Source organism: Ruegeria sp. CDSB086 (genome assembly GCF_059611065.1).
In genome coordinates, this window is the sequence record NZ_JBXWOV010000002.1 from 69088 (window position 1) to 87544 (window position 18457).

The 18457-nt window shown below is 57.8% G+C and carries 24 protein-coding genes; all 24 read right to left on the reverse strand.

Translation table 11 applies throughout. The features are described 5' to 3' along the window. Positions 1-10 precede the first annotated feature (10 nt). The 24 genes from AC2FIO_RS03960 to AC2FIO_RS04075 all read right to left on the reverse strand — a co-directional run bounded on the left by AC2FIO_RS03960 (position 11) and on the right by AC2FIO_RS04075 (position 18431). A complete protein-coding gene (locus AC2FIO_RS03960) occupies positions 11-1555 on the reverse strand; it encodes an NADH-quinone oxidoreductase subunit M (RefSeq protein ID WP_496695806.1) in 1545 nt (514 codons plus the stop codon). Continuing rightward, positions 1555-3708: an NADH-quinone oxidoreductase subunit L gene (nuoL, locus tag AC2FIO_RS03965; protein WP_496695808.1), complete on the reverse strand. Its 2154-nt coding sequence runs from the start codon at positions 3706-3708 to the stop codon at positions 1555-1557. The genes AC2FIO_RS03960 and nuoL overlap by 1 nt, the downstream gene beginning before the upstream one ends. Before the next feature lie 6 nt (positions 3709-3714). Next, a complete protein-coding gene (nuoK, locus tag AC2FIO_RS03970; RefSeq protein WP_005984024.1) occupies positions 3715-4020 on the reverse strand; it encodes an NADH-quinone oxidoreductase subunit NuoK in 306 nt (101 codons plus the stop codon). Positions 4021-4024: 4 nt separating this feature from the next. Beyond that, a complete protein-coding gene (locus AC2FIO_RS03975) occupies positions 4025-4627 on the reverse strand; it encodes an NADH-quinone oxidoreductase subunit J (RefSeq protein WP_281994868.1) in 603 nt (200 codons plus the stop codon). Next, positions 4624-5034, reverse strand: a complete 411-nt coding sequence (locus AC2FIO_RS03980; RefSeq protein ID WP_496695810.1) for a carboxymuconolactone decarboxylase family protein — start codon at positions 5032-5034, stop codon at positions 4624-4626. The genes AC2FIO_RS03975 and AC2FIO_RS03980 overlap by 4 nt, the downstream gene beginning before the upstream one ends. Before the next feature lie 244 nt (positions 5035-5278). Continuing rightward, positions 5279-5773, reverse strand: a complete 495-nt coding sequence (gene nuoI / locus AC2FIO_RS03985; protein WP_496695812.1) for an NADH-quinone oxidoreductase subunit NuoI — start codon at positions 5771-5773, stop codon at positions 5279-5281. A gap of 1 nt (position 5774) precedes the next feature. Next, complete coding sequence (gene nuoH, locus AC2FIO_RS03990) at positions 5775-6812, reverse strand: NADH-quinone oxidoreductase subunit NuoH (protein WP_058274400.1); 1038 nt, start codon at positions 6810-6812, stop codon at positions 5775-5777. Beyond that, positions 6805-7020 carry a hypothetical protein gene (locus AC2FIO_RS03995; protein ID WP_496695815.1) on the reverse strand — a complete coding sequence of 72 codons (216 nt, stop codon included), beginning with the start codon at positions 7018-7020 and terminating at the stop codon, positions 6805-6807. The genes nuoH and AC2FIO_RS03995 overlap by 8 nt, the downstream gene beginning before the upstream one ends. Next, the gene (nuoG, locus tag AC2FIO_RS04000; RefSeq protein ID WP_496695817.1) at positions 7017-9038 is read right to left on the reverse strand and encodes an NADH-quinone oxidoreductase subunit NuoG; all 2022 of its coding nucleotides are present in this window, start codon (positions 9036-9038) and stop codon (positions 7017-7019) included. The genes AC2FIO_RS03995 and nuoG overlap by 4 nt, the downstream gene beginning before the upstream one ends. Before the next feature lie 3 nt (positions 9039-9041). Beyond that, a complete protein-coding gene (locus AC2FIO_RS04005; RefSeq protein WP_496695819.1) occupies positions 9042-9548 on the reverse strand; it encodes a DUF5333 domain-containing protein in 507 nt (168 codons plus the stop codon). Beyond that, positions 9545-9880, reverse strand: coding sequence for a hypothetical protein (locus AC2FIO_RS04010; protein ID WP_496695821.1), 336 nt, complete (start codon positions 9878-9880; stop codon positions 9545-9547). The genes AC2FIO_RS04005 and AC2FIO_RS04010 overlap by 4 nt, the downstream gene beginning before the upstream one ends. A gap of 53 nt (positions 9881-9933) precedes the next feature. After that, positions 9934-10350, reverse strand: a complete 417-nt coding sequence (locus tag AC2FIO_RS04015; protein WP_496695823.1) for an MAPEG family protein — start codon at positions 10348-10350, stop codon at positions 9934-9936. A gap of 58 nt (positions 10351-10408) precedes the next feature. After that, positions 10409-11707 (reverse strand): NADH-quinone oxidoreductase subunit NuoF, encoded by a 1299-nt coding sequence (nuoF, locus tag AC2FIO_RS04020; RefSeq protein WP_496695825.1) that lies wholly within the window; start codon positions 11705-11707, stop codon positions 10409-10411. A gap of 12 nt (positions 11708-11719) precedes the next feature. Continuing rightward, the gene (locus AC2FIO_RS04025) at positions 11720-11941 is read right to left on the reverse strand and encodes a DUF5337 domain-containing protein (RefSeq protein WP_058274396.1); all 222 of its coding nucleotides are present in this window, start codon (positions 11939-11941) and stop codon (positions 11720-11722) included. Between the two features lie 34 nt (positions 11942-11975). Beyond that, positions 11976-13082: an NADH-quinone oxidoreductase subunit NuoE gene (gene nuoE / locus AC2FIO_RS04030; protein ID WP_496695828.1), complete on the reverse strand. Its 1107-nt coding sequence runs from the start codon at positions 13080-13082 to the stop codon at positions 11976-11978. Next, positions 13082-13558 (reverse strand): hypothetical protein, encoded by a 477-nt coding sequence (locus tag AC2FIO_RS04035; protein WP_472723306.1) that lies wholly within the window; start codon positions 13556-13558, stop codon positions 13082-13084. Before AC2FIO_RS04035 ends, nuoE begins: the two co-directional genes overlap by 1 nt. Then, positions 13555-14778 (reverse strand): NADH-quinone oxidoreductase subunit D, encoded by a 1224-nt coding sequence (locus tag AC2FIO_RS04040; RefSeq protein WP_472723305.1) that lies wholly within the window; start codon positions 14776-14778, stop codon positions 13555-13557. The genes AC2FIO_RS04035 and AC2FIO_RS04040 overlap by 4 nt, the downstream gene beginning before the upstream one ends. Further along, positions 14778-14909, reverse strand: coding sequence for a hypothetical protein (locus tag AC2FIO_RS04045; protein WP_255415356.1), 132 nt, complete (start codon positions 14907-14909; stop codon positions 14778-14780). The genes AC2FIO_RS04040 and AC2FIO_RS04045 overlap by 1 nt, the downstream gene beginning before the upstream one ends. 1 nt (position 14910) lies before the next feature. Beyond that, complete coding sequence (locus AC2FIO_RS04050) at positions 14911-15084, reverse strand: hypothetical protein (RefSeq protein WP_058274391.1); 174 nt, start codon at positions 15082-15084, stop codon at positions 14911-14913. Further along, positions 15084-15689: an NADH-quinone oxidoreductase subunit C gene (locus AC2FIO_RS04055; protein ID WP_058274390.1), complete on the reverse strand. Its 606-nt coding sequence runs from the start codon at positions 15687-15689 to the stop codon at positions 15084-15086. Before AC2FIO_RS04055 ends, AC2FIO_RS04050 begins: the two co-directional genes overlap by 1 nt. A gap of 11 nt (positions 15690-15700) precedes the next feature. After that, on the reverse strand, positions 15701-16234 hold the full coding sequence (locus AC2FIO_RS04060) for a NuoB/complex I 20 kDa subunit family protein (protein ID WP_037307875.1): 534 nt from the start codon (positions 16232-16234) through the stop codon (positions 15701-15703). Beyond that, the gene (locus tag AC2FIO_RS04065) at positions 16225-16590 is read right to left on the reverse strand and encodes an NADH-quinone oxidoreductase subunit A (RefSeq protein WP_058274389.1); all 366 of its coding nucleotides are present in this window, start codon (positions 16588-16590) and stop codon (positions 16225-16227) included. Before AC2FIO_RS04065 ends, AC2FIO_RS04060 begins: the two co-directional genes overlap by 10 nt. Positions 16591-16778: 188 nt before the next feature. Further along, complete coding sequence (locus AC2FIO_RS04070) at positions 16779-17567, reverse strand: crotonase/enoyl-CoA hydratase family protein (RefSeq protein ID WP_496695831.1); 789 nt, start codon at positions 17565-17567, stop codon at positions 16779-16781. Positions 17568-17576: 9 nt separating this feature from the next. After that, entirely contained in the window at positions 17577-18431 is an 855-nt protein-coding gene (locus AC2FIO_RS04075) for a hydroxymethylglutaryl-CoA lyase (RefSeq protein WP_496695833.1), read from the reverse strand. Positions 18432-18457: the final 26 nt, after the last annotated feature.

Here is an 18457-nt window from a genome sequence, read left to right on the forward strand (position 1 = left end):
CAAAGCCCCCTTAATGCGATGCGGCTGACTGGGTCGCGGCCTCTGCCGCGGCCAGAGCCATGTCATAGTTCGAAATCAGCGCGGCGGTCGAGTTGCCGATTACATCGGTCACCAGCGACGGGTAGACGCCCAGCAAGATGGTCATCACGATCAGCGGCGCAAAGATCAGCCGCTCGCGCGAGCTCATGTCCGTCATCGCCTTGAGGCTTTCTTTGATCAGATCGCCAAAGACCACCCGACGATACAGCCATAGCGCATAAGCTGCCGAGAAGATTACGCCAGAGGCCGCAACAGCTGTCACCCATGTGTTGACCTGGAAGGTGCCCATCAGTGTAAGGAATTCTCCGATGAATCCACTGGTGCCAGGCAGACCTACATTGGCCATCGTGAACAACATGAAAACCAGCGCATAGGCTGGCATGCGAATGACCAAACCACCGTAAGCCTCGATGTCGCGAGTATGCATCCGGTCATAGATCACGCCAACACACAGGAAGAGCGCAGCCGAGATGAACCCGTGGCTGAGCATCTGGAAGATCGCGCCGTCAATGCCCTGCTGGTTCGCCGCAAAAATACCCATGGTCACAAAGCCCATATGCGCGACTGAGGAATAAGCTATCAGCTTTTTCATGTCTTCCTGCACCAGCGCCACAAGCGAGGTATAGACAACGGCTATCGCTGACATCCACAACACTACATCGGTCATTACTGCCGAGCCCACCGGGAACATCGGCAGGCTGAACCGTAGAAAACCATAGCCGCCCATCTTCAACAGGATCGCCGCCAGAACGACCGACCCGGCGGTCGGCGCCTGAACGTGCGCATCCGGCAACCAGGTGTGTACTGGCCACATCGGCATCTTCACTGCGAATGATGCAAAGAATGCCAGGAACATCAGCGTCTGCATGCCGCCGACAATATAGATGCCAAGCACGCTGAACCCTTCGGACGAGAAGTGGTGGCTCATCAGTGCTTCGATATCCGTAGTGCCCGCGTCCGCATACATCGCAACCATCGCCACCAGCATCAGCACTGATCCAAGGAAGGTATAGAGGAAGAACTTGAAGCTGGCATAAACCCGGTTCGCACCGCCCCATATGCCGATGATCAGAAACATTGGGATCAGACCTGCCTCAAAAAACAGGTAGAACAGCACCAGATCCAGCGCCATGAACACGCCCAGCATCAGCGTTTCCAACAACAGGAAGGCGATCATGTATTCCTTGACGCGGTCCGTGACGTGCCAACTGGCCAGAATGGTCAGGGGCATGATGAAGGTGGTCAACAAGACAAACAGAACGCTGATACCGTCCACGCCCATCTTGTATTTCAGACCCAGCAGCCATTCGCCTTCTTCCACCATCTGGAAGCCGGTGTTGGACGGATCAAACCCCGTATAGATGCCGATCGAGACCAGGAACGTCACCGTGGTTGCCACCAGCGCGACCCATTTGGCATTGCGCTGTGCGGCCGCGTCCTCGCCATGCAGGAACAGGGCCAGAATGCCTGCTGCCACAGCGGGGATGAATGTGACGATGGAGAGGATATTATCCATTAGTGTGCGCCTCCGCCGATCGAAATCCAAGTGACAAGGGCAGCGATACCCAGAACCATCCAGAAGGCGTAAGTAAAGATGTAGCCCGTCTGCGCCTTGCCAGCGAGGCGGGTAAAGAAGGGTACAACACCCATGGCCACCCCGTTGAGGAAACCGTCAATGGTGTTGCCGTCACCCCGCTTCCACAGGAACCGGCCGAGCGCGATGGTGGGTTTGACGAAGACCGCGTCATAGATCTCGTCAAAGTACCACTTGTTCAGCAGGAACAGGTACAGAGGACGCTGGTTCTGCGCCAAACGCGCCGGCAGCGACGTGTTCACGATGTAGAACCAATAGGCCACGATAAAGCCCAAAGCCATGGCGACAAAAGGCGAAACCTTGACCCACTTGGGGGCAGCATGCGCATCGTCCAGAACATGATTGTCCGGCGCGATGTAAATCGCGCCCTCGCCCGGTTCGCCCGCAAAGACGTAATGGTGGTCGTCGCCGTGAGCCGCTTTTTCTTCGTGTCCGGCGTCATCACCATGGCTTTCATCCGCGTGCGCCTCATCCGCATGCGTATCGTCACCATGGGTCGCATCAGCAGTACCGTGATCACCAGTCTCAGCATGCTCGGACGCCTCAGCCACTGGTATTCCGTAGAACTTGCCGACTTTGTCTGTGTGACCAAAGAAATTGCCATACCAGATCATCCCGGCAAACACCGCGCCCAAGGACAGAACACCCAGCGGCACCAGCATGGTCATCGGGCTTTCATGCGCGTGCTCATGCGTATGCTTGTCGCCACGCTCTTCGCCATAAAAGGTCAGGAAAATCAGACGCCAGCTGTAGAATGACGTGAACGCCGCCGCGATCACCAGCATCCAGAAAGCATATCCGGTGCCGCCGGCAAAAGCGCTTTCGATGATGGCATCCTTGGACAGGAACCCGGCGAACCCAATTTGGGTCAGCGGGATGCCGACGCCTGTAATCGCCAGGGTGCCGACCATCATCGCCCAGAATGTATAGGGGATCTTCTTCCGCAGGCCGCCGTATTCGGTCATCTCCTGCTCGTGATGCATCGCGTGGATCACCGAACCTGCGCCAAGGAACAACAGCGCCTTAAAGAATGCGTGCGTCAGCAAGTGGAACATCGCTGCCGAATACATACCAACACCCGCGGCCACGAACATGTAGCCCAACTGAGAACAGGTCGAATAGGCAATGACGCGCTTGATGTCGGTCTGAACCAGACCAACGGTTGCAGCAAAAAACGCGGTCGAGGCCCCAAGGAAGGTGATGAACCCGGTGGCACCCGGTGCAAATTCCATCAATGGCGACATCCGGCAGATCAGGAACACACCCGCCGTCACCATGGTAGCAGCGTGGATCAGCGCCGACACAGGCGTTGGGCCTTCCATCGCGTCCGGCAACCAGGTGTGCAGGATCAACTGCGCTGATTTACCCATCGCGCCAATGAACAGCAGAACGCAGATCACCTCAATTGCGGTCCACTCACCCCACAGGAAGTGTAGCTTTTCTTCGGCCAGCGCAGGGGCCGACGCAAAAATGTCCGAGAAATTGATGCTGTCCGTCAGGAAGAACAGCGCGAAGATGCCCAGAGCAAAGCCAAAGTCGCCAATCCGGTTTACGATGAACGCTTTCATCGCTGCCGCATTGGCCGTGGGCTTGCGATAATAGAACCCGATCAGCAGGTACGAGGCTACACCCACACCTTCCCAACCAAAGAACATCTGAACCAGATTGTCCGCTGTCACCAGCATCAGCATGGCGAAGGTGAAGAACGACAGATAGGCAAAGAAACGCGGCTTATAGCTCTCGCCCTCGCGCCATTGCGGATCGTGATCCATGTAGCCGAAGGAATAGAGGTGCACGAGCGCCGAAACCGTCGTCACCACGATCAGCATGATCGCGGTCAGACGATCCAGTCGAACGGCCCAGCTTGTCGACAGCGAACCGCTTTCGATCCAGCGCATGATCTCGATCTGCTGTGTCACACCGTCGAACGAGAAGAACACGATCCAGGACAGCAGACAAGCCAGGAACAGCAGGCCAGTGGCGGTCCACATGGCGGCTTTCTCGCCAATGAACTTCCAGCCGAACCCGCAGATCAGCGCGCCCACCAACGGGGCAAAGAGGATGGTGGTTTCCATGTTCTCTTACCCCTTCATCATATTGACGTCTTCAACCGCGATGGTGCCACGGTTGCGGAAGAAGCAGACCAGAATGGCCAGCCCGATCGCCGCCTCGGCCGCCGCCACGGTCAGCACGAACAGCGTAAACACCTGCCCGACCAGATCGCCGAGGAAGCTTGAGAACGCCACGAGGTTGATATTCACCGCCAGCAGCATCAGTTCGATGCTCATCAGCAGGATGATGACGTTCTTGCGGTTCAGGAAGAGACCGAAGATGCCGATGACGAACAGCGTCGCCGCGACTGTAAGATAGTGTTCAAGTCCGATCATCGTCTTAAAGCCCCTGCCCCGGTTTTACGTCCTTCAACTCCATCGCCTTGGCCGGGTCGCGCATCATCTGGCCGACGATGTCCTGACGCTTGATGTCCTTGCGGTGGCGCAGCGTCAGAACGATGGCGCCGATCATGGCCACCAGCAGGATCAGGCCCGCCAGTTGGAACAGAAGGAAGTATTGATCATAAAGGATAACACCTAGGGCCTCGGTGTTGTGCCGGTCCACCGGGATCGGCTGCGCCAGATTGGCCGCTGCACCCTGCGCGCTGTCCCATGCGCCAAAGGCCATGACGAACTGCATTAGGATGACCAGACCGATCAGCAAGGCCAGCGGCATATAACGCGCCATCTCGGCCTTGAGCTCGGCAAAGTCAACATCCAGCATCATCACCACAAACAGGAACAGCACCGCGACCGCGCCGACATAGACGATGATCAGCAGCATCGCCACGAACTCGGCCCCCAGCAGAACGAACAGCCCTGCCGAGGACAGGAAGGACAGGATCAGCCACAGAACCGAGTGCACCGGCTGACGGCTGATCACCGTGAACAGCCCGCCGGTGATGGCGCTGATTGCAAACAGGTAGAAGGCAAAGACGGTCATTGATCCTCATCCTCGTTGTCGCCCATGACCTCTTGCGCCAGTTCCAACGCGCGGGTCATAGCCGGGATGCCGGCAAAGACCGACATCTGACCGATCGTTTCCACGATCTCTTGTTTCTTTGCGCCCGCCTCCAGTGCATGGCGCACGGTCTGCCTTACGGCCGCATCCGCCTGCGCGCCCTGACAGGTCAGCCCGGCCAGCGTCAACAGCAGGCGTGTCTTGGCATCCAGCCCGTCCTTGTTGACAGTGTTGCCGAACATCATCTCCATGACCTCTTTCGGCATGGTCGGCCACAGCGCCTCGAACCCTTTTGGCGAGAAATTCTCCATCGCCGGGTTCATCGCCTTGGCCATGTCCTGAGCCTGCTTCATCATTAGGTCGAACGGATTTGTAGGATTATCAGTCATTGGGGGCGCAACCAGCATGCTGTCCACGTCGCAAAGACGAGAATATATAAAAGGACGTCCAATCCCGGCTTTTTGAATTTCGAAAGCACTAGATCAGCGGCAAAGTACAAAGTGCAAAGGAGAATCCCACCAACGAACGCATCGAAGGGCCTATCGAAACCCATGTACCAATTAAGACCAGAGAACAGCGAAAATCCCGCAATTATTGCAAGATAGAATTTTCGCCTGGACAAGAGCACATTCATCATCGGTACGGCGCGTCCATTTCCAGATTGCGGGCGATCTCGGCTTCCCAGCGTTCGCCGTTATCCAGCAGTTTTTCCTTGTCGTAAAACAGCTCTTCGCGGGTTTCGGTGGCGAATTCGAAATTCGGACCTTCGACAATGGCATCGACCGGGCAGGCCTCCTGACAGAAGCCGCAATAGATACACTTGGTCATGTCGATGTCATATCGCGTGGTGCGGCGGCTGCCGTCTTCGCGTGGTTCGGCGTCGATGGTGATCGCCTGCGCCGGGCAGATCGCCTCGCACAGCTTGCAGGCAATGCAGCGTTCTTCGCCGTTGGGATAACGGCGCAAGGCGTGCTCACCGCGGAAACGCGGGGACAGAGGGCCCTTTTCGTGCGGGTAGTTGATGGTGGCTTTCGGGCCGAAGAAATACTTCAGCCCCAGCTTCATGCCGACCCAGAAGTCCTGAAGCAGAAAGTATTTGGCAGCGCGGGTGTAGTCTATGTTTGCCATATCAGCCTCCTACGCTCCAACGCGCAAACGCGCCCCAGAACCAATCGAATTTTGCCGCAAAGGCCACGAAAACCACCCAGGCCAGAGAGAACGGCAGGAACACTTTCCAGCCCAGACGCATCAGTTGGTCATAGCGGTAGCGCGGCGTGATCGCCTTGACCATCGCGAACAGGAAGAAGAAGAACGCCATCTTGGCGACCATCCACAGCACTCCGTCCGGCAAGCCGGGGATCGGGGACAGCCAGCCGCCGAAGAACAGCAGCGTGGTCAGCGCACACATCAGGAAGATAGCGATGTACTCGCCTGCCATGAACAACAGGAAAGGCGTGGCCGAGTATTCGACCTGATAACCGGCGACCAGTTCCGATTCCGCCTCCGGCAGGTCAAACGGTGGACGGTTGGTTTCCGCCAGCGCCGAGATAAAGAACAGGAAGACCATCGGGAAATGCGGCAACCAGTACCAGCTGAAGAACCCGAACCGACCGTCCTGCGCCTCGACAATGTGGCCGAAATTCATCGAGCCGGTTGAGATGATTACGCCGATAATGATCAGGCCAATGGAAACTTCATAGGAAATCATCTGAGCCGCAGAGCGCAATGATCCAAGGAATGGGTACTTTGAGTTCGACGCCCAACCGCCCATAATCACGCCATAAACTTCCAGTGAGGACACGGCAAAGACATACAGGATTGCGACATTGATATCCGACAGCACCCAGCCATCATTGAACGGGATCACGGCCCAGGCGATCATTGCCAATACGAATGAGGTCAGCGGAGCGAGGATGAACACTGTGCGGTCGGCCCCGGCGGGTATGACCACCTCTTTCACCACGTACTTCAGGGCGTCAGCCACAGATTGCAGCAAGCCATAAACGCCAACCACGTTCGGGCCGCGGCGCATTTGGACGGCGGCCCAGATCTTGCGGTCGCCGTAAACGAGGAACAACAGCGAAATCATCACGAAGGCAACGACTGCAAGCACTTGCGCCAGAATGATGATGGCTATTCCGCCTGGGGTGTTAAAGAAATCAGCCATTGGTCCTCACACCGTGGGTATTCAATTTTTCGCGCGTGATGTTCAGGCCAAGGGCCTGCGCATCTTGCGGTTGGGTCGGCGCATAGGTGTAAACAGCATCCACAGCCATCGCGCTACCTTTTTCATTGCGTTTCATGCGCAGTTCCCTGGTGCCCGCATCGCAAGCGATGTTGGCTTCTGAAAGCGATATGAAACGGGTCTGGTTCATTCTGCCGCAACCTTCCCGGTATTCCGAGACTGCGCCTGAGCAGAAAGCTCGGCCATCAACTGCGACGCCCGTGCAATCGGGTTGGTCAGATAAAAATCCCTGATCACATTGCGGAACGTTGCCTGACCCAGAGGGCCAGCATCCAACGGCTGGACCTCATTCTCGATCACGTGGTCGATTTGGGCCAGATGCGGCACGGCTTCGATCAACGCTGTGCGCAGTTGCGCCAGCGAGTCGAAAGGCAACGTAGCGCCCAGCTCTGCCGACAGCGCCCGCAAGATGGCCCAATTCTCTTTCGCCTCACCCGGGGCGAACCCGGCACGCATCGCCAGTTGCGGGCGGCCTTCAGTGTTCACGAACAGGCCGTTTTCCTCGGTATACGCGGCACCAGGAAGGATCACATCGGCACGGTGCGCGCCACGATCACCATGGCTGCCCTGATAGATCACAAAGGCCCCTTCGCCGATTTCAACCTCATCTGCGCCGAGGTTGTAGATCACGTCAGCCGCACCAACCGCATCCATGCCGCCTTCGTTGGTGGCATCCACATCCATCGCCCCCACGCGAGACGCAGCACTGTGCAGGATCAGCAATCCACTTTCGGTATTGGCTGCAATCGTTTGCGCAGCGGCCAGCACAGCTGCGCCGTCAGCCTCAAGCAGCGCACCTTGCCCGACGATGACCAGCGAGGCTTTGCCCTTGATTTCATCATCGCCGCCCATATCGACGACCTTTTGCAACGCCGCGCGGTCGTCGCCCATATGGTGATACGCGTAGGTCAAATCGACTGCAGGCCCAACCAAGGCCACCTCGGTCCCATGTGCCCAAGCCTTGCGGATACGCGCGTTCAAAACCGGAACTTCGTCGCGCGGGTTCGTTCCGATCAGCAGAATACGCTCGGCTGTGTCGATATCCTCGATCGCGGCCGTCCCAGCATAGGAACCGCGATTTCCCGCAGGCAGCTTGGCTCCATCGGTTCGGCATTCAACAACACCGCCCTGCCCTTCGATCAATTTCTTCAGCGCGAACGCGGCCTCGACCGGAGCGAGATCACCCACGATACCCGCTGGTTTTTCGGCCCCTTTCAGTGCCTCGGCCGCCTTGGTCAGCGCCTCGGGCCACGAGGCCGGGCGTAGCTTACCGTTTTCGCGCACGTAAGGTTTGTCCAAACGCTGACGACGCAATCCGTCCCAGACAAAACGGGTCTTATCACTGATCCATTCTTCGTTCACGCCGTCATGATTGCGCGGAAGGAAACGCATAACCTCGCGCCCCTTGGTGTCCACGCGGATATTGGACCCCAGCGCATCCATGACGTCGATGCTCTCGGTCTTGGTCAGCTCCCACGGGCGGGCGGTAAAGGCGTAAGGCTTCGACGTCAGCGCCCCAACCGGGCACAGGTCGATGATATTGCCCTGCAAGTTCGAATTCAGCGTCTGGTTCAGATAGGACGTGATCTCGGCATCTTCACCACGCCCGGTCTGACCCATTTGCATGATCCCGGCGACCTCGGTCGTGAACCGCACGCAGCGGGTACAGCTGATGCAGCGGGTCATCGCGGTTCCGACCAGCGGCCCCAGATCCAGATCGTCTACGGCGCGCTTGGCTTCCTTGAAGCGCGAGCCCGACACACCATACGCCATCGCCTGATCCTGCAGGTCACACTCGCCACCCTGATCACAGATCGGGCAGTCCAGCGGGTGGTTGATAAGCAGGAACTCCATCACCCCTTCGCGCGCTTTCTTGACCATGGGCGAGTTCGTCTTGACCTCTGGCGGCTGACCTTCCGGTCCCGGGCGCAGATCGCGTACCTGCATCGCACACGACGCCGCAGGTTTCGGCGGGCCGCCAACAACTTCGACCAAACACATCCGGCAATTCCCGGCAATCGACAGACGCTCGTGATAGCAAAAGCGCGGCACCTCGACCCCGGCCTGCTCACAGGCCTGGATCAGCGTCATCGCACCATCGACTTCGATTTCCTGCCCGTCGATATTCACTTTGCGGAGGTCAGACATGGTCTAGTTCGCCCTCAAATACACGCCAATGGCGCTGTTTCTTTCGATCTCTGCCTGCCCCAACGTGCAGAAAGATTTCGGATTGTCATAAGACACACCGTTCGCGGCCAGATATGTCTCGCCTTTGGCACGCATCCGGTCCTTTTCGGCATCCGATTCCACGTAAGCGCGGATTTCGCCGTCCGAATACCCCAGACTGTTCGCTTTGGACTTGAGCCCCCACATCACGCCAATCGCCTTCAGCCTGCGCCCGCTGATTGACGGGCAGTAATCCGAAATCTCGTTTGCGATAGCGATGTAATAGAGTTCGTCGTCAATCTCTTTGACTTCGCGCAAGGGCGGTTTGGCGTCGGCCATGGCCGGGATAGTCAGAACAGACAGCACAGTAAGCAGTTTCACACCAGACATGACAAATCCTTTCGTCTTGGACAGGCCAAAACGATCCAGGACTGGCGCGCTATTTAATAACACGCCCTGCGTCACGCTCTGATATGCGAAAAACCGGTTCATGGTCGCTGGCAGGTTCCTGCAAAGGTCAATTTATTGTCGGTGATGCGCAAATTCTGCGGTTCGGTGTCGGGTCCGACTATCCAGTTGATTTTAGAAGTCCCAAAGGCGTCGATACAGAATTTGGTTCCTTCGTGCCGCCCCGCTTCGCGCGCGCCATCCAAAGACGCGGACACGCCGTTCACCACAACCGTAAAATCCGTCGGAGCGTTCCTTTTGTCGACGGCCTTCGCTTTGGCCCGGAAGGCTTTGCCATCAAAGAGGATTCGGTCACTGGACGACGTGCCGCAGGCCGAGACAAAAACTGCAGCACCCAAGGCGGCGGTCAGTACCACACGTCCCTTCCTGAATTTTGATCCAGTCAACGGATAAGTACCTTTCTTTTCCATTAGAACGCCGCCACCAATGCCATGAAGCCCATCACAACCATGCAGGCCCATCCGATAACGTAGGATACCGATCGAACGCCGCTGTGCGGTTGTCCAATACCACGCATGTGAATAACCAACATGACGATGCGCGCAATCAGAGCGACCGATGCCAATAGGTTCACCCAGAACGGGCTGACCCCAAGCAACATGGCCGCGACCGTGACAGCGATATAGGCCGGCAGCGTCTCGGTCCCGTTCAGATAAGCCCGGTTCAGGCGATACGCCTTGTCGGAATAGTCCTGTTCCGGCGTTGCCCCGGGGGCCAAGCCCTTGCCCTGTTTGGCCAGCGCGGAAAACGGCGCAAGCGCCAGAATGATCAACGTAAAGACCACGAGGGATGCGATTGCATGTGAATACTCAGCAAAAGATTCCATTAGTTCAACTCCCTGATCTCAACTTGGTTTGGGTTTGATCCGATATCCCGCAACTTGATCACTCCGCCGCCATCGCGCCCATACGGCCCGATTTCTGGACCTTGATACGGTCTTCAATCTCTTCGCGGAAGTTGCGGATCAGGCCCTGGATCGGCCAGGCGGCAGCATCGCCCAAAGCACAGATCGTGTGGCCTTCGACCTGCTTGGTCACGTCAAACAACATGTCGATCTCTTCCAGTTCGGCCTCACCCCGCACCAGACGGTCCATCACGCGCATCATCCAGCCGGTGCCTTCGCGGCAAGGAGTACACTGACCACAGCTTTCATGTTTGTAGAACTTCGACAAACGCCAGATCGCTTTGATGATGTCGGTAGACTTGTCCATCACGATTACAGCCGCCGTCCCCAGACCGGACCCCAGATCATTGCGCAAATGATCGAAATCCATGATGGCGTCGCGCATGTCTTCACCGCGGACACAAGGAACTGATGAACCGCCGGGGATCACGGCCAGCAGGTTGTCCCAACCGCCACGAATGCCGCCGCAATGGGTTTCGATCAGTTGCTCAAACGGGATCGACATCGCCTCTTCAACCACGCAGGGGTTATTTACGTGGCCCGAGATCGCAAACAGCTTGGTGCCCGCATTGTTCTGGCGGCCAAATCCAGCAAACCAATCCGCACCACGGCGCAGAATGGTCGGCACAACGGCGATGGATTCCACGTTGTTCACCGTGGTCGGGCAGCCGTAAAGCCCCGCCCCCGCCGGGAACGGAGGTTTCATGCGCGGCATGCCCTTCTTGCCCTCAAGGCTTTCGATCAGGGCTGTTTCCTCACCGCAGATATACGCCCCGGCCCCGTGATGCAGAAACAGGTCGAAATCCCAACCCGAACCGGCGGCGTTTTTGCCCAGCAATCCGGCATCATAGGCCTCATCAATCGCGGCTTGCAGTGCCTCGCGCTCGCGAATGTACTCACCACGCAGGTAGATATAGCAGGTATGTGCATTCATCGCGAAAGACGCGATCAGGCAGCCTTCGATCAGCGTATGCGGATCGTGGCGCATAATCTCACGGTCTTTGCAAGTGCCGGGCTCGGATTCGTCCGCGTTCACCACCAGATAGGCCGGACGACCGTCGCTTTCCTTGGGCATGAACGACCATTTCAGACCGGTGGGAAAACCCGCACCGCCGCGACCGCGCAGGCCCGAGTCCTTCATCGTCTGGATGATCCAGTCACGCCCGTTCCCAATCAGGCCAGCTGTGCCGTCCCAATGCCCGCGGGTCTGCGCGCCTTTCAGCGTACGCTCATGCATCCCGTAGATATTGGTAAAGATCCTGTCCTGATCCTTCAGCATCATGTCTTACCTTCAGCTGTCCTGACGCATGCGCCAGAGTTGAAAAATGTTCACGCCCGCATAGATGAAACCCGCCAAAGCGGCGAAATCAAACAGCAGCGCATAGCGCCCGGGCAATCCCAGCGCCGGGCCGATGAACAACGAAATGGCAAGCCACAACAGCATGGTCACTGCGATGACCACCCCGATATGTCGGCCCTTGCGGGCCATGGCCTGTTCTTTTTCTTTGTCCATCTCACCTTGATGCCCCGAACGGGCACCGTCCTATTCAGTCTTGGTAGGTGCCGTCTTCTTTGGCACGTTTTGCAAATTCGGTTTCTTCGCCTGTCGCCAGTAGGGCTGCTTGTCCGATCCAACCGTCCCGCTCGATCCGGCCCTTGAATTTTAGCCGCGCATCTACCCAGGCCACCTGTTCCGGCGTCCATGCTGCGATCTGGTCAAAGTGGAAAAAGCCAAGTTCGTTCAGCGTCTGTTCAAGCTTGGGGCCCACACCTTTCAGCATCTTGAGGTCATCCGCTTTCCCCTCCCGCGCGGCGGTCAAAGTTTCGGGCTGATCCTCTTTGATCAGTGCCTTCTTTGCCTCTTCCGCCTGCTTCACGGCGGGTTTGGCGGGTGCCGGCGCCTTTGGTGGCTTTGGAGCGGCCTTGGTCGCCGCAGCCTTGCCGTCTTTGCCCAGCCATGGCGTCAGGATCGGAACCTCGGTCCCGTCGATGCGCTTGACCGTATCACCAAGTTCTTCGGCCAGTTCAACACTGGCATTGTACTGCGGTTTTCCGGCATCGTAGTCCGTGAGGCTGGTCAGACCGCTCAGCGGTTCTGCCGCGTATCTGCCATTCTGCGGACCCGGTGTCGGCACCTTGCCTGCGGCCAGATCGTCAATGATCTTGCCAAAACTGTCAGCGGTCAGATCTTCGTAATAGTCCTTGCCGATCTGCGCCATCGGCGCATTGGTGCAGGACCCAAGGCATTCCACCTCTTCCCAACTCAATTTACCATCAACTGAAAGCTCATGCGGTTTGGCAGCGATCTTCTCCTTGCAAACCGCGATCAGGTCTTCGGCCCCGCAGATCATGCAGGAGGTCGTTCCGCAGACCTGAATATGCGCGACAGATCCAACCGGTTGCAGTTGGAACATGAAGTAGAACGACGCAACCTCGAGCACCCGGATATAGGCCATGCCCAGCATGTCGGCGACAGATTCAATCGCGGGACGGCTCAGCCAGCCTTCTTGTTCCTGCGCGCGCCAAAGCAGCGGGATAACCGCGCTGGCCTGACGGCCGTCAGGGTATTTGGTGATCTGTGCTGTGGCCCACTGCTGGTTGGCAGCAGTGAAGGCAAAGCTTTCAGGTTGTTCGGGGTGCAGACGGCGCAGCATTAGCAGGCATCTCCGATCACGATAATATAGGGGTCTTCCTGATGCGCGCGGCGTTGATTGACAAGGCGGGCAATCAGATCAGGCGTTTCGGCCTGAGTAAAACCGGCGGGGCGCAATTTGATCTGAGCTTCTTCGTCGACCATGCGGCACCCGTTCAGACGCACAAAATCATAAAGTGCATCGGCACGGCCCGCCGCATCTTCGAGTGCCAGCCCATGCGCACCGCAAATCGCCGGAGCAATTTCGAATGTCGCACCGTCCAGCCCGGCTACCCCCTGTTCAGCCCAGGAATTAATCACAGCGCTGACATCTTCGGGTCGCAGGTCATGGGCAGAAAAGGCTTCCTCGGCGCGCGATACATCCAGCCGGCAGCCGTTTTCGCGCATCACCTCAAGCACTTTTGCCGTCGGATGGGTCGAGGCGGCCTGCAACGGTGTGGCGGCTGCTAGCGCCAGGATCAAAACAAGGCGTCTCACCGGTCAATCTCTCCGAACACAACATCCATCGTCCCGATGATCGCGGCCACGTCAGCCAGTTGGTGGCCCCCGGCGATATGGTCCATGGCTTGTAGGTGCAGGAAACCCGGCGCGCGTAGCTTGGCGCGGTAAGGTTTGTTGGTGCCATCAGCGACGAGGTAGACGCCGAACTCACCCTTGGGGGCCTCGACGGCGGCATAGACCTCGCCTGCGGGCACATGGAAGCCTTCGGTGTACAGCTTGAAGTGATGGATCAGGCTTTCCATCGAGGTTTTCATGTCCGAACGTTTCGGCGGAGTGATCTTGCCGCGTGCCAGGACGTCACCGGGGCAGTCACGGATTTTGACAATGGCCTGCTGGATGATCGACAGCGATTGACGCATCTCTTCCATTCGGACCAGGTAACGGTCATAGCAGTCACCGTTTTTGCCGACGGGGATCTGAAACTCGAACTCGTCATAGCATTCATAGGGCTGCGCGCGTCGCAGGTCCCATGCCAGACCCGATCCACGCACCATCACGCCCGAGAAGCCGTATTTCTGGATATCTTCCTCGGTCACGACACCGATATCGGCATTGCGCTGCTTGAAGATGCGGTTTTCGGTCAATAGGCCATCTATGTCGTCCAAAACGGCGGGAAATTCGTGGCTCCACGCCTCGATATCGTCCAGCAGTTCGGGCGGCAGGTCCTGATGCACACCACCGGGCCGGAAATAAGCCGCGTGCAGGCGGGCACCGCAGGCACGCTCATAGAACACCATCAGCTTTTCGCGTTCTTCAAAGCCCCACAGAGGCGGGGTCAACGCGCCCACATCCATCGCTTGCGTGGTCACGTTCAAAAGGTGGTTCAGAATTCGCCCGATCTCGGAATACAAAACCCGGATCAGTGAGCCACGGCGCGGAACCTCGACGCCGGTCAGCTTTTCGATGGCCAGACACCAGGCGTGCTCCTGGTTCATTGGCGCCACATAATCCAGACGGTCGAAATACGGCAGGTTCTGCAGATACGTTCGGCTTTCCATCAGCTTTTCGGTGCCACGGTGCAGCAGGCCGATATGCGGGTCACAGCGTTCAACGATCTCGCCGTCCAGCTCAAGCACAAGACGCAAAACCCCGTGCGCCGCAGGGTGTTGCGGGCCGAAGTTGATGTTGAAATTGCGGATCTTCTGTTCTCCGCTCAGCGCGTCAGTGCTGCCGTCATCGTATCTTGAGCCGTCCATCAACGCCCCCGTTTCTTTTTCGCATCAGCCCGAACCCGGACCTTTTCCGCCTCGACAGCCTTGGCCGCAGCCCCTGCCAGCAGGACCCCCAGCGCACCCAAAGCGATCAGTTCCCCCAGCAGCATCAGCATCTTATCGGCGCTCCAACTCTTGTAGTTTCAGCCCGACCCACCACAGCAACGCGATCGTGCCGAATGGAACCAGACAAAGAAGGCACCAGAATTTATTGATCCCGAAAAACGGCAATATCTTCACCATCGGGATGATGGTCAGCGCAGACAGGATCAGCCACCAAATGCCACCCATTATTCGGCCTCCTGCTTTTCATCACCCGGTAGTATGTAATTCGCGCCTTCCCACGGGGACATGAAATCGAACTGACGGTATTCCTGGACTAGCGACACAGGCTCATACACAACGCGCTTTTGGGCCTCGTCATATCGAACTTCGGTGTATCCTGTGGTTGGGAAATCCTTGCGCAGCGGATAGCCACGGAATCCATAGTCGGTCAGGATGCGCCGCAGATCCGGGTGGCCTGAGAACAAGATGCCGAACATGTCGAACACTTCGCGCTCAAACCAATTGGCCGAGGGATGCACATCCACGATCGAAGGCACCATGTCCTCTTCGCGGATCGAGACCCGCAGGCGGATACGCTGGTTCTGATACATCGACAGGAAGTGATAAACCACGTCAAAACGCTTGGCCCGTTCCGGGTAGTCGACGCCGGTGATATCGACGAGCGTGGAGAACTGGCAGCCGCGGTCGGACTTCAGGAATTCAATAAATTCCACAACGTTCGACAGCGCCACATCTACGTTCAACTCACCATGGGTTACGTCCCAGGACAGAACACAATCAGTTCGCTTCAACTCCAGCTGGGTGCCGAGTTCTTTGAGTGCTTCGCTCATCAACTCTCTCCTCAGCGCACGATGGTGCCGGTACGGCGGATTTTGCGTTGCAACTGCATCAGACCGTACAACAGCGCCTCAGCGGTCGGGGGGCAGCCGGGGACGTAGATGTCCACTGGAACAATACGGTCGCAGCCACGCACAACGGAATATGAGTAGTGGTAGTAGCCGCCGCCATTGGCGCAAGAGCCCATTGAGATCACATAGCGCGGCTCGGGCATCTGGTCATAAACCTTGCGCAGAGCGGGGGCCATCTTGTTGGTCAGGGTGCCAGCCACGATCATCACGTCCGACTGTCGGGGGGAAGCACGGGGTGCGATGCCAAACCGTTCCGCATCGTAACGCGGCATCGAGGTGTGCATCATCTCAACCGCGCAGCAGGCCAGACCGAAAGTCATCCAGTGCAGCGAGCCGGTGCGAGCCCAGTTGATGATGTCCTCGGTCGAGGTCAGCAAAAACCCTTTGTCCTGCAGCTCGGCATTCAGGGCCTGGGTGGCGACTTCTTTGTCGACGCCGGCGGTGTTTGCACCCGTCATCACTCCCATTCCAGGGCCCCCTTCTTCCATTCATAGGCAAAGCCGATGGTCAGAACACCCAGGAACACGATCATGGACCAGAAGCCAACATCGCTGATGTCCTTGAAGCCGACAGCCCAGGGGAACAGAAACGCGATTTCCAGGTCGAATATGATGAAGAGAATCGCGACCAGATAGAACCGGACATCAAACTTCATCCGCGCATCATCGAACGCGTTGAAACCACATTCATATGCGCTGACTTTCTCGGGGTCGGGATTGCGGACCGCCAGAACGACTGCCGCCAGAATCAAAACGATTCCAAGGCCCACAGCTACGGCCAGAAACACCAGAATCGGGAGATACTCCCGCAATAGGTCTTCCACGTACAGCTCCTTTCCTGCGCATACCCTGAAAGGGAGCGCCGTCAATTGGCGTGTTGACTGGACATTCTCTATCCCTGCGGGGTCAGAGGGTCAACCGAACACAAACGCACAGGGGGTTAATATTCGACTTATCGAAGCTCTGTCCCAGAAGGTCACCCACACAATCGCGGCCACATCACAAGTGGCGCCTAAACCTTACTAATCCATGCAGGTTTTCTTTTTTCAAAGAATGCGCCGATTCCCTCCTTGGCCTCTTCGGTTTCCCACCTGTCAACCAGCTCGCGGATCGTGTGGTCGATCACGGCATCGTCAATGCGCGGCCCCAGCTGGCGAACCAATTGCTTGGCCGATGCCACCGCGCCGGATGCACAGGTAAGATAGGGCAGGACTTCGGACTCAACCGCATCATTCAGGTCGGCAGCGGGCACAATTCTGGCCAGCAGGCCCAGCTCTACAGCTTCTGCGGCTTCGAAGACCCGGGCCGACATGAACACGCGCCGCGCGCGGGCTTCGCCCATGCGGGCGATGACATAGGGGCCAATCGTGGCCGGGATCAGCCCCAGCTTGGTCTCTGTCAGCCCCATTTTGACCGTTTCCACTCCGATCGCTACGTCGCAAACCGACGCCAATCCCACACCGCCGCCAAAGGCATTGCCGTGGATCGCGCCGATTAGCGGTTTGGGCAACGTGTTCAGCGCCTGCAACATTTCGGCCAGCTTACGCGCCTCGACAAACCGGGTCTCGGATTCTGCCGCCATCTGAGATTGCATCCACCCAAGATCACCGCCAGCACAAAAGCTTTTGCCCGCACCGGTCAGTACAACAACACGCACGGCGTCGTCGGTTCCAAGCTGGTGCGCGGCTTGCGTAAGATCGGTGATCATCTGGGCCGACATGGCGTTGTGCTTGTCGGCACGGTTCAGGGTCAGAGTGGCCACACCGCGCGCGTCCGTGGTCACCGCAATCGTTTCAAACATGTCCGCTCCTTACTGGGATCGTATGGCGCGTGTCATCTGCGCGGCCTCTTCAATGACCGCAAGGTCGAGGCCGGTCTGATATCCAAGCCGCTCCAAATGAGCCACAACAGCTTCGGTGGCGACGTTTCCGGCAGCGCCCGGCGCGTAAGGACACCCGCCCAAACCGCCAACGGCGCTGTCGAAAACCCGAACGCCCAGCGCCAGCGCAGCGTCGATATTGTCGATGGCCCGCCCGTTGGTGTCGTGGAAATGCCCCGCGAGCCGCGTCATCGGAACGCGTTCGCGCACGGCCAGCAGCATATGGGCAATGGTGTCGGGCGTGCCCTGCCCGATCGTGTCCCCCAGCGATACTTCGTAACATCCCAACGAGAACAGCCGGTCCGCAACTTCAGCCACTTTCTCGGGCGGTGTTGTTCCGTCAAAGGGGCAATCAGTCACGCAGGACACATATCCACGTACAGGCAAGTCGATGTGGCGCGCAGCTTCAAGGATCGGGACAAAGCGGTCGATGGATTCTTCAATAGTCGCGTTGATATTGGCTTTTGAGAACCCTTCCGAAGCCGAAGCGAATACCGCGATCTCATCCGCCTTTGCGGCCAAAGCGTCTTCGTATCCCTGCATGTTCGGTGTCAGCGCTCCATAGCGGACACCGTCGGCCCGTTTGATCCCGGCCAACACGTCCGCGCTGCCCGCCATTTGCGGCACCCATTTGGGCGAGACAAAACTGGCCACTTCGATGCGGTTGAAACCGGCCTTGCTCAGGCAATCGACCAGCGCCACCTTGTCCGCCACTGCAATTTCGCGCTTTTCGTTTTGCAGACCGTCGCGCGGACCCACTTCGAAGATTTCGACCCGTTCACCCATTGCTGTGTCCTTCTCTGATTGCCGCA

Excerpts from the sequence above, each read along its gene's own strand:
- AC2FIO_RS04045 (WP_255415356.1), bottom strand. The coding sequence starts at position 14,909 with ATGCTGATGCTGCTGGGGGAACTGATCGCTTTGGGTGCGCTGGGGGTC.
- nuoF (WP_496695825.1), bottom strand. The coding sequence starts at position 11,707 with ATGCTGAAGGATCAGGACAGGATCTTTACCAATATCTACGGGATGCAT.
- AC2FIO_RS04050 (WP_058274391.1), bottom strand. The coding sequence starts at position 15,084 with ATGGGTGGCATTTGGTGGCTGATCCTGTCTGCGCTGACCATCATCCCG.
- AC2FIO_RS04015 (WP_496695823.1), bottom strand. The coding sequence starts at position 10,350 with ATGGAATCTTTTGCTGAGTATTCACATGCAATCGCATCCCTCGTGGTC.
- AC2FIO_RS04075 (WP_496695833.1), bottom strand. The coding sequence starts at position 18,431 with ATGGGTGAACGGGTCGAAATCTTCGAAGTGGGTCCGCGCGACGGTCTG.
- AC2FIO_RS04060 (WP_037307875.1), bottom strand. The coding sequence starts at position 16,234 with ATGGGAGTGATGACGGGTGCAAACACCGCCGGCGTCGACAAAGAAGTC.
- AC2FIO_RS03975 (WP_281994868.1), bottom strand. The coding sequence starts at position 4,627 with ATGACCGTCTTTGCCTTCTACCTGTTTGCAATCAGCGCCATCACCGGC.
- AC2FIO_RS04025 (WP_058274396.1), bottom strand. The coding sequence starts at position 11,941 with ATGGACAAAGAAAAAGAACAGGCCATGGCCCGCAAGGGCCGACATATC.
- AC2FIO_RS03980 (WP_496695810.1), bottom strand. The coding sequence starts at position 5,034 with ATGACTGATAATCCTACAAATCCGTTCGACCTAATGATGAAGCAGGCT.
- AC2FIO_RS04005 (WP_496695819.1), bottom strand. The coding sequence starts at position 9,548 with ATGAACCGGTTTTTCGCATATCAGAGCGTGACGCAGGGCGTGTTATTA.
- nuoE (WP_496695828.1), bottom strand. The coding sequence starts at position 13,082 with ATGCTGCGCCGTCTGCACCCCGAACAACCTGAAAGCTTTGCCTTCACT.
- AC2FIO_RS03960 (WP_496695806.1), bottom strand. The coding sequence starts at position 1,555 with ATGGATAATATCCTCTCCATCGTCACATTCATCCCCGCTGTGGCAGCA.
- nuoG (WP_496695817.1), bottom strand. The coding sequence starts at position 9,038 with ATGTCTGACCTCCGCAAAGTGAATATCGACGGGCAGGAAATCGAAGTC.
- nuoL (WP_496695808.1), bottom strand. The coding sequence starts at position 3,708 with ATGGAAACCACCATCCTCTTTGCCCCGTTGGTGGGCGCGCTGATCTGC.
- AC2FIO_RS04040 (WP_472723305.1), bottom strand. The coding sequence starts at position 14,778 with ATGGACGGCTCAAGATACGATGACGGCAGCACTGACGCGCTGAGCGGA.
- nuoI (WP_496695812.1), bottom strand. The coding sequence starts at position 5,773 with ATGGCAAACATAGACTACACCCGCGCTGCCAAATACTTTCTGCTTCAG.
- AC2FIO_RS03995 (WP_496695815.1), bottom strand. The coding sequence starts at position 7,020 with ATGAACCAGACCCGTTTCATATCGCTTTCAGAAGCCAACATCGCTTGC.
- nuoK (WP_005984024.1), bottom strand. The coding sequence starts at position 4,020 with ATGATCGGACTTGAACACTATCTTACAGTCGCGGCGACGCTGTTCGTC.
- nuoH (WP_058274400.1), bottom strand. The coding sequence starts at position 6,812 with ATGGCTGATTTCTTTAACACCCCAGGCGGAATAGCCATCATCATTCTG.
- AC2FIO_RS04070 (WP_496695831.1), bottom strand. The coding sequence starts at position 17,567 with ATGTTTGAAACGATTGCGGTGACCACGGACGCGCGCGGTGTGGCCACT.
- AC2FIO_RS04055 (WP_058274390.1), bottom strand. The coding sequence starts at position 15,689 with ATGAGCGAAGCACTCAAAGAACTCGGCACCCAGCTGGAGTTGAAGCGA.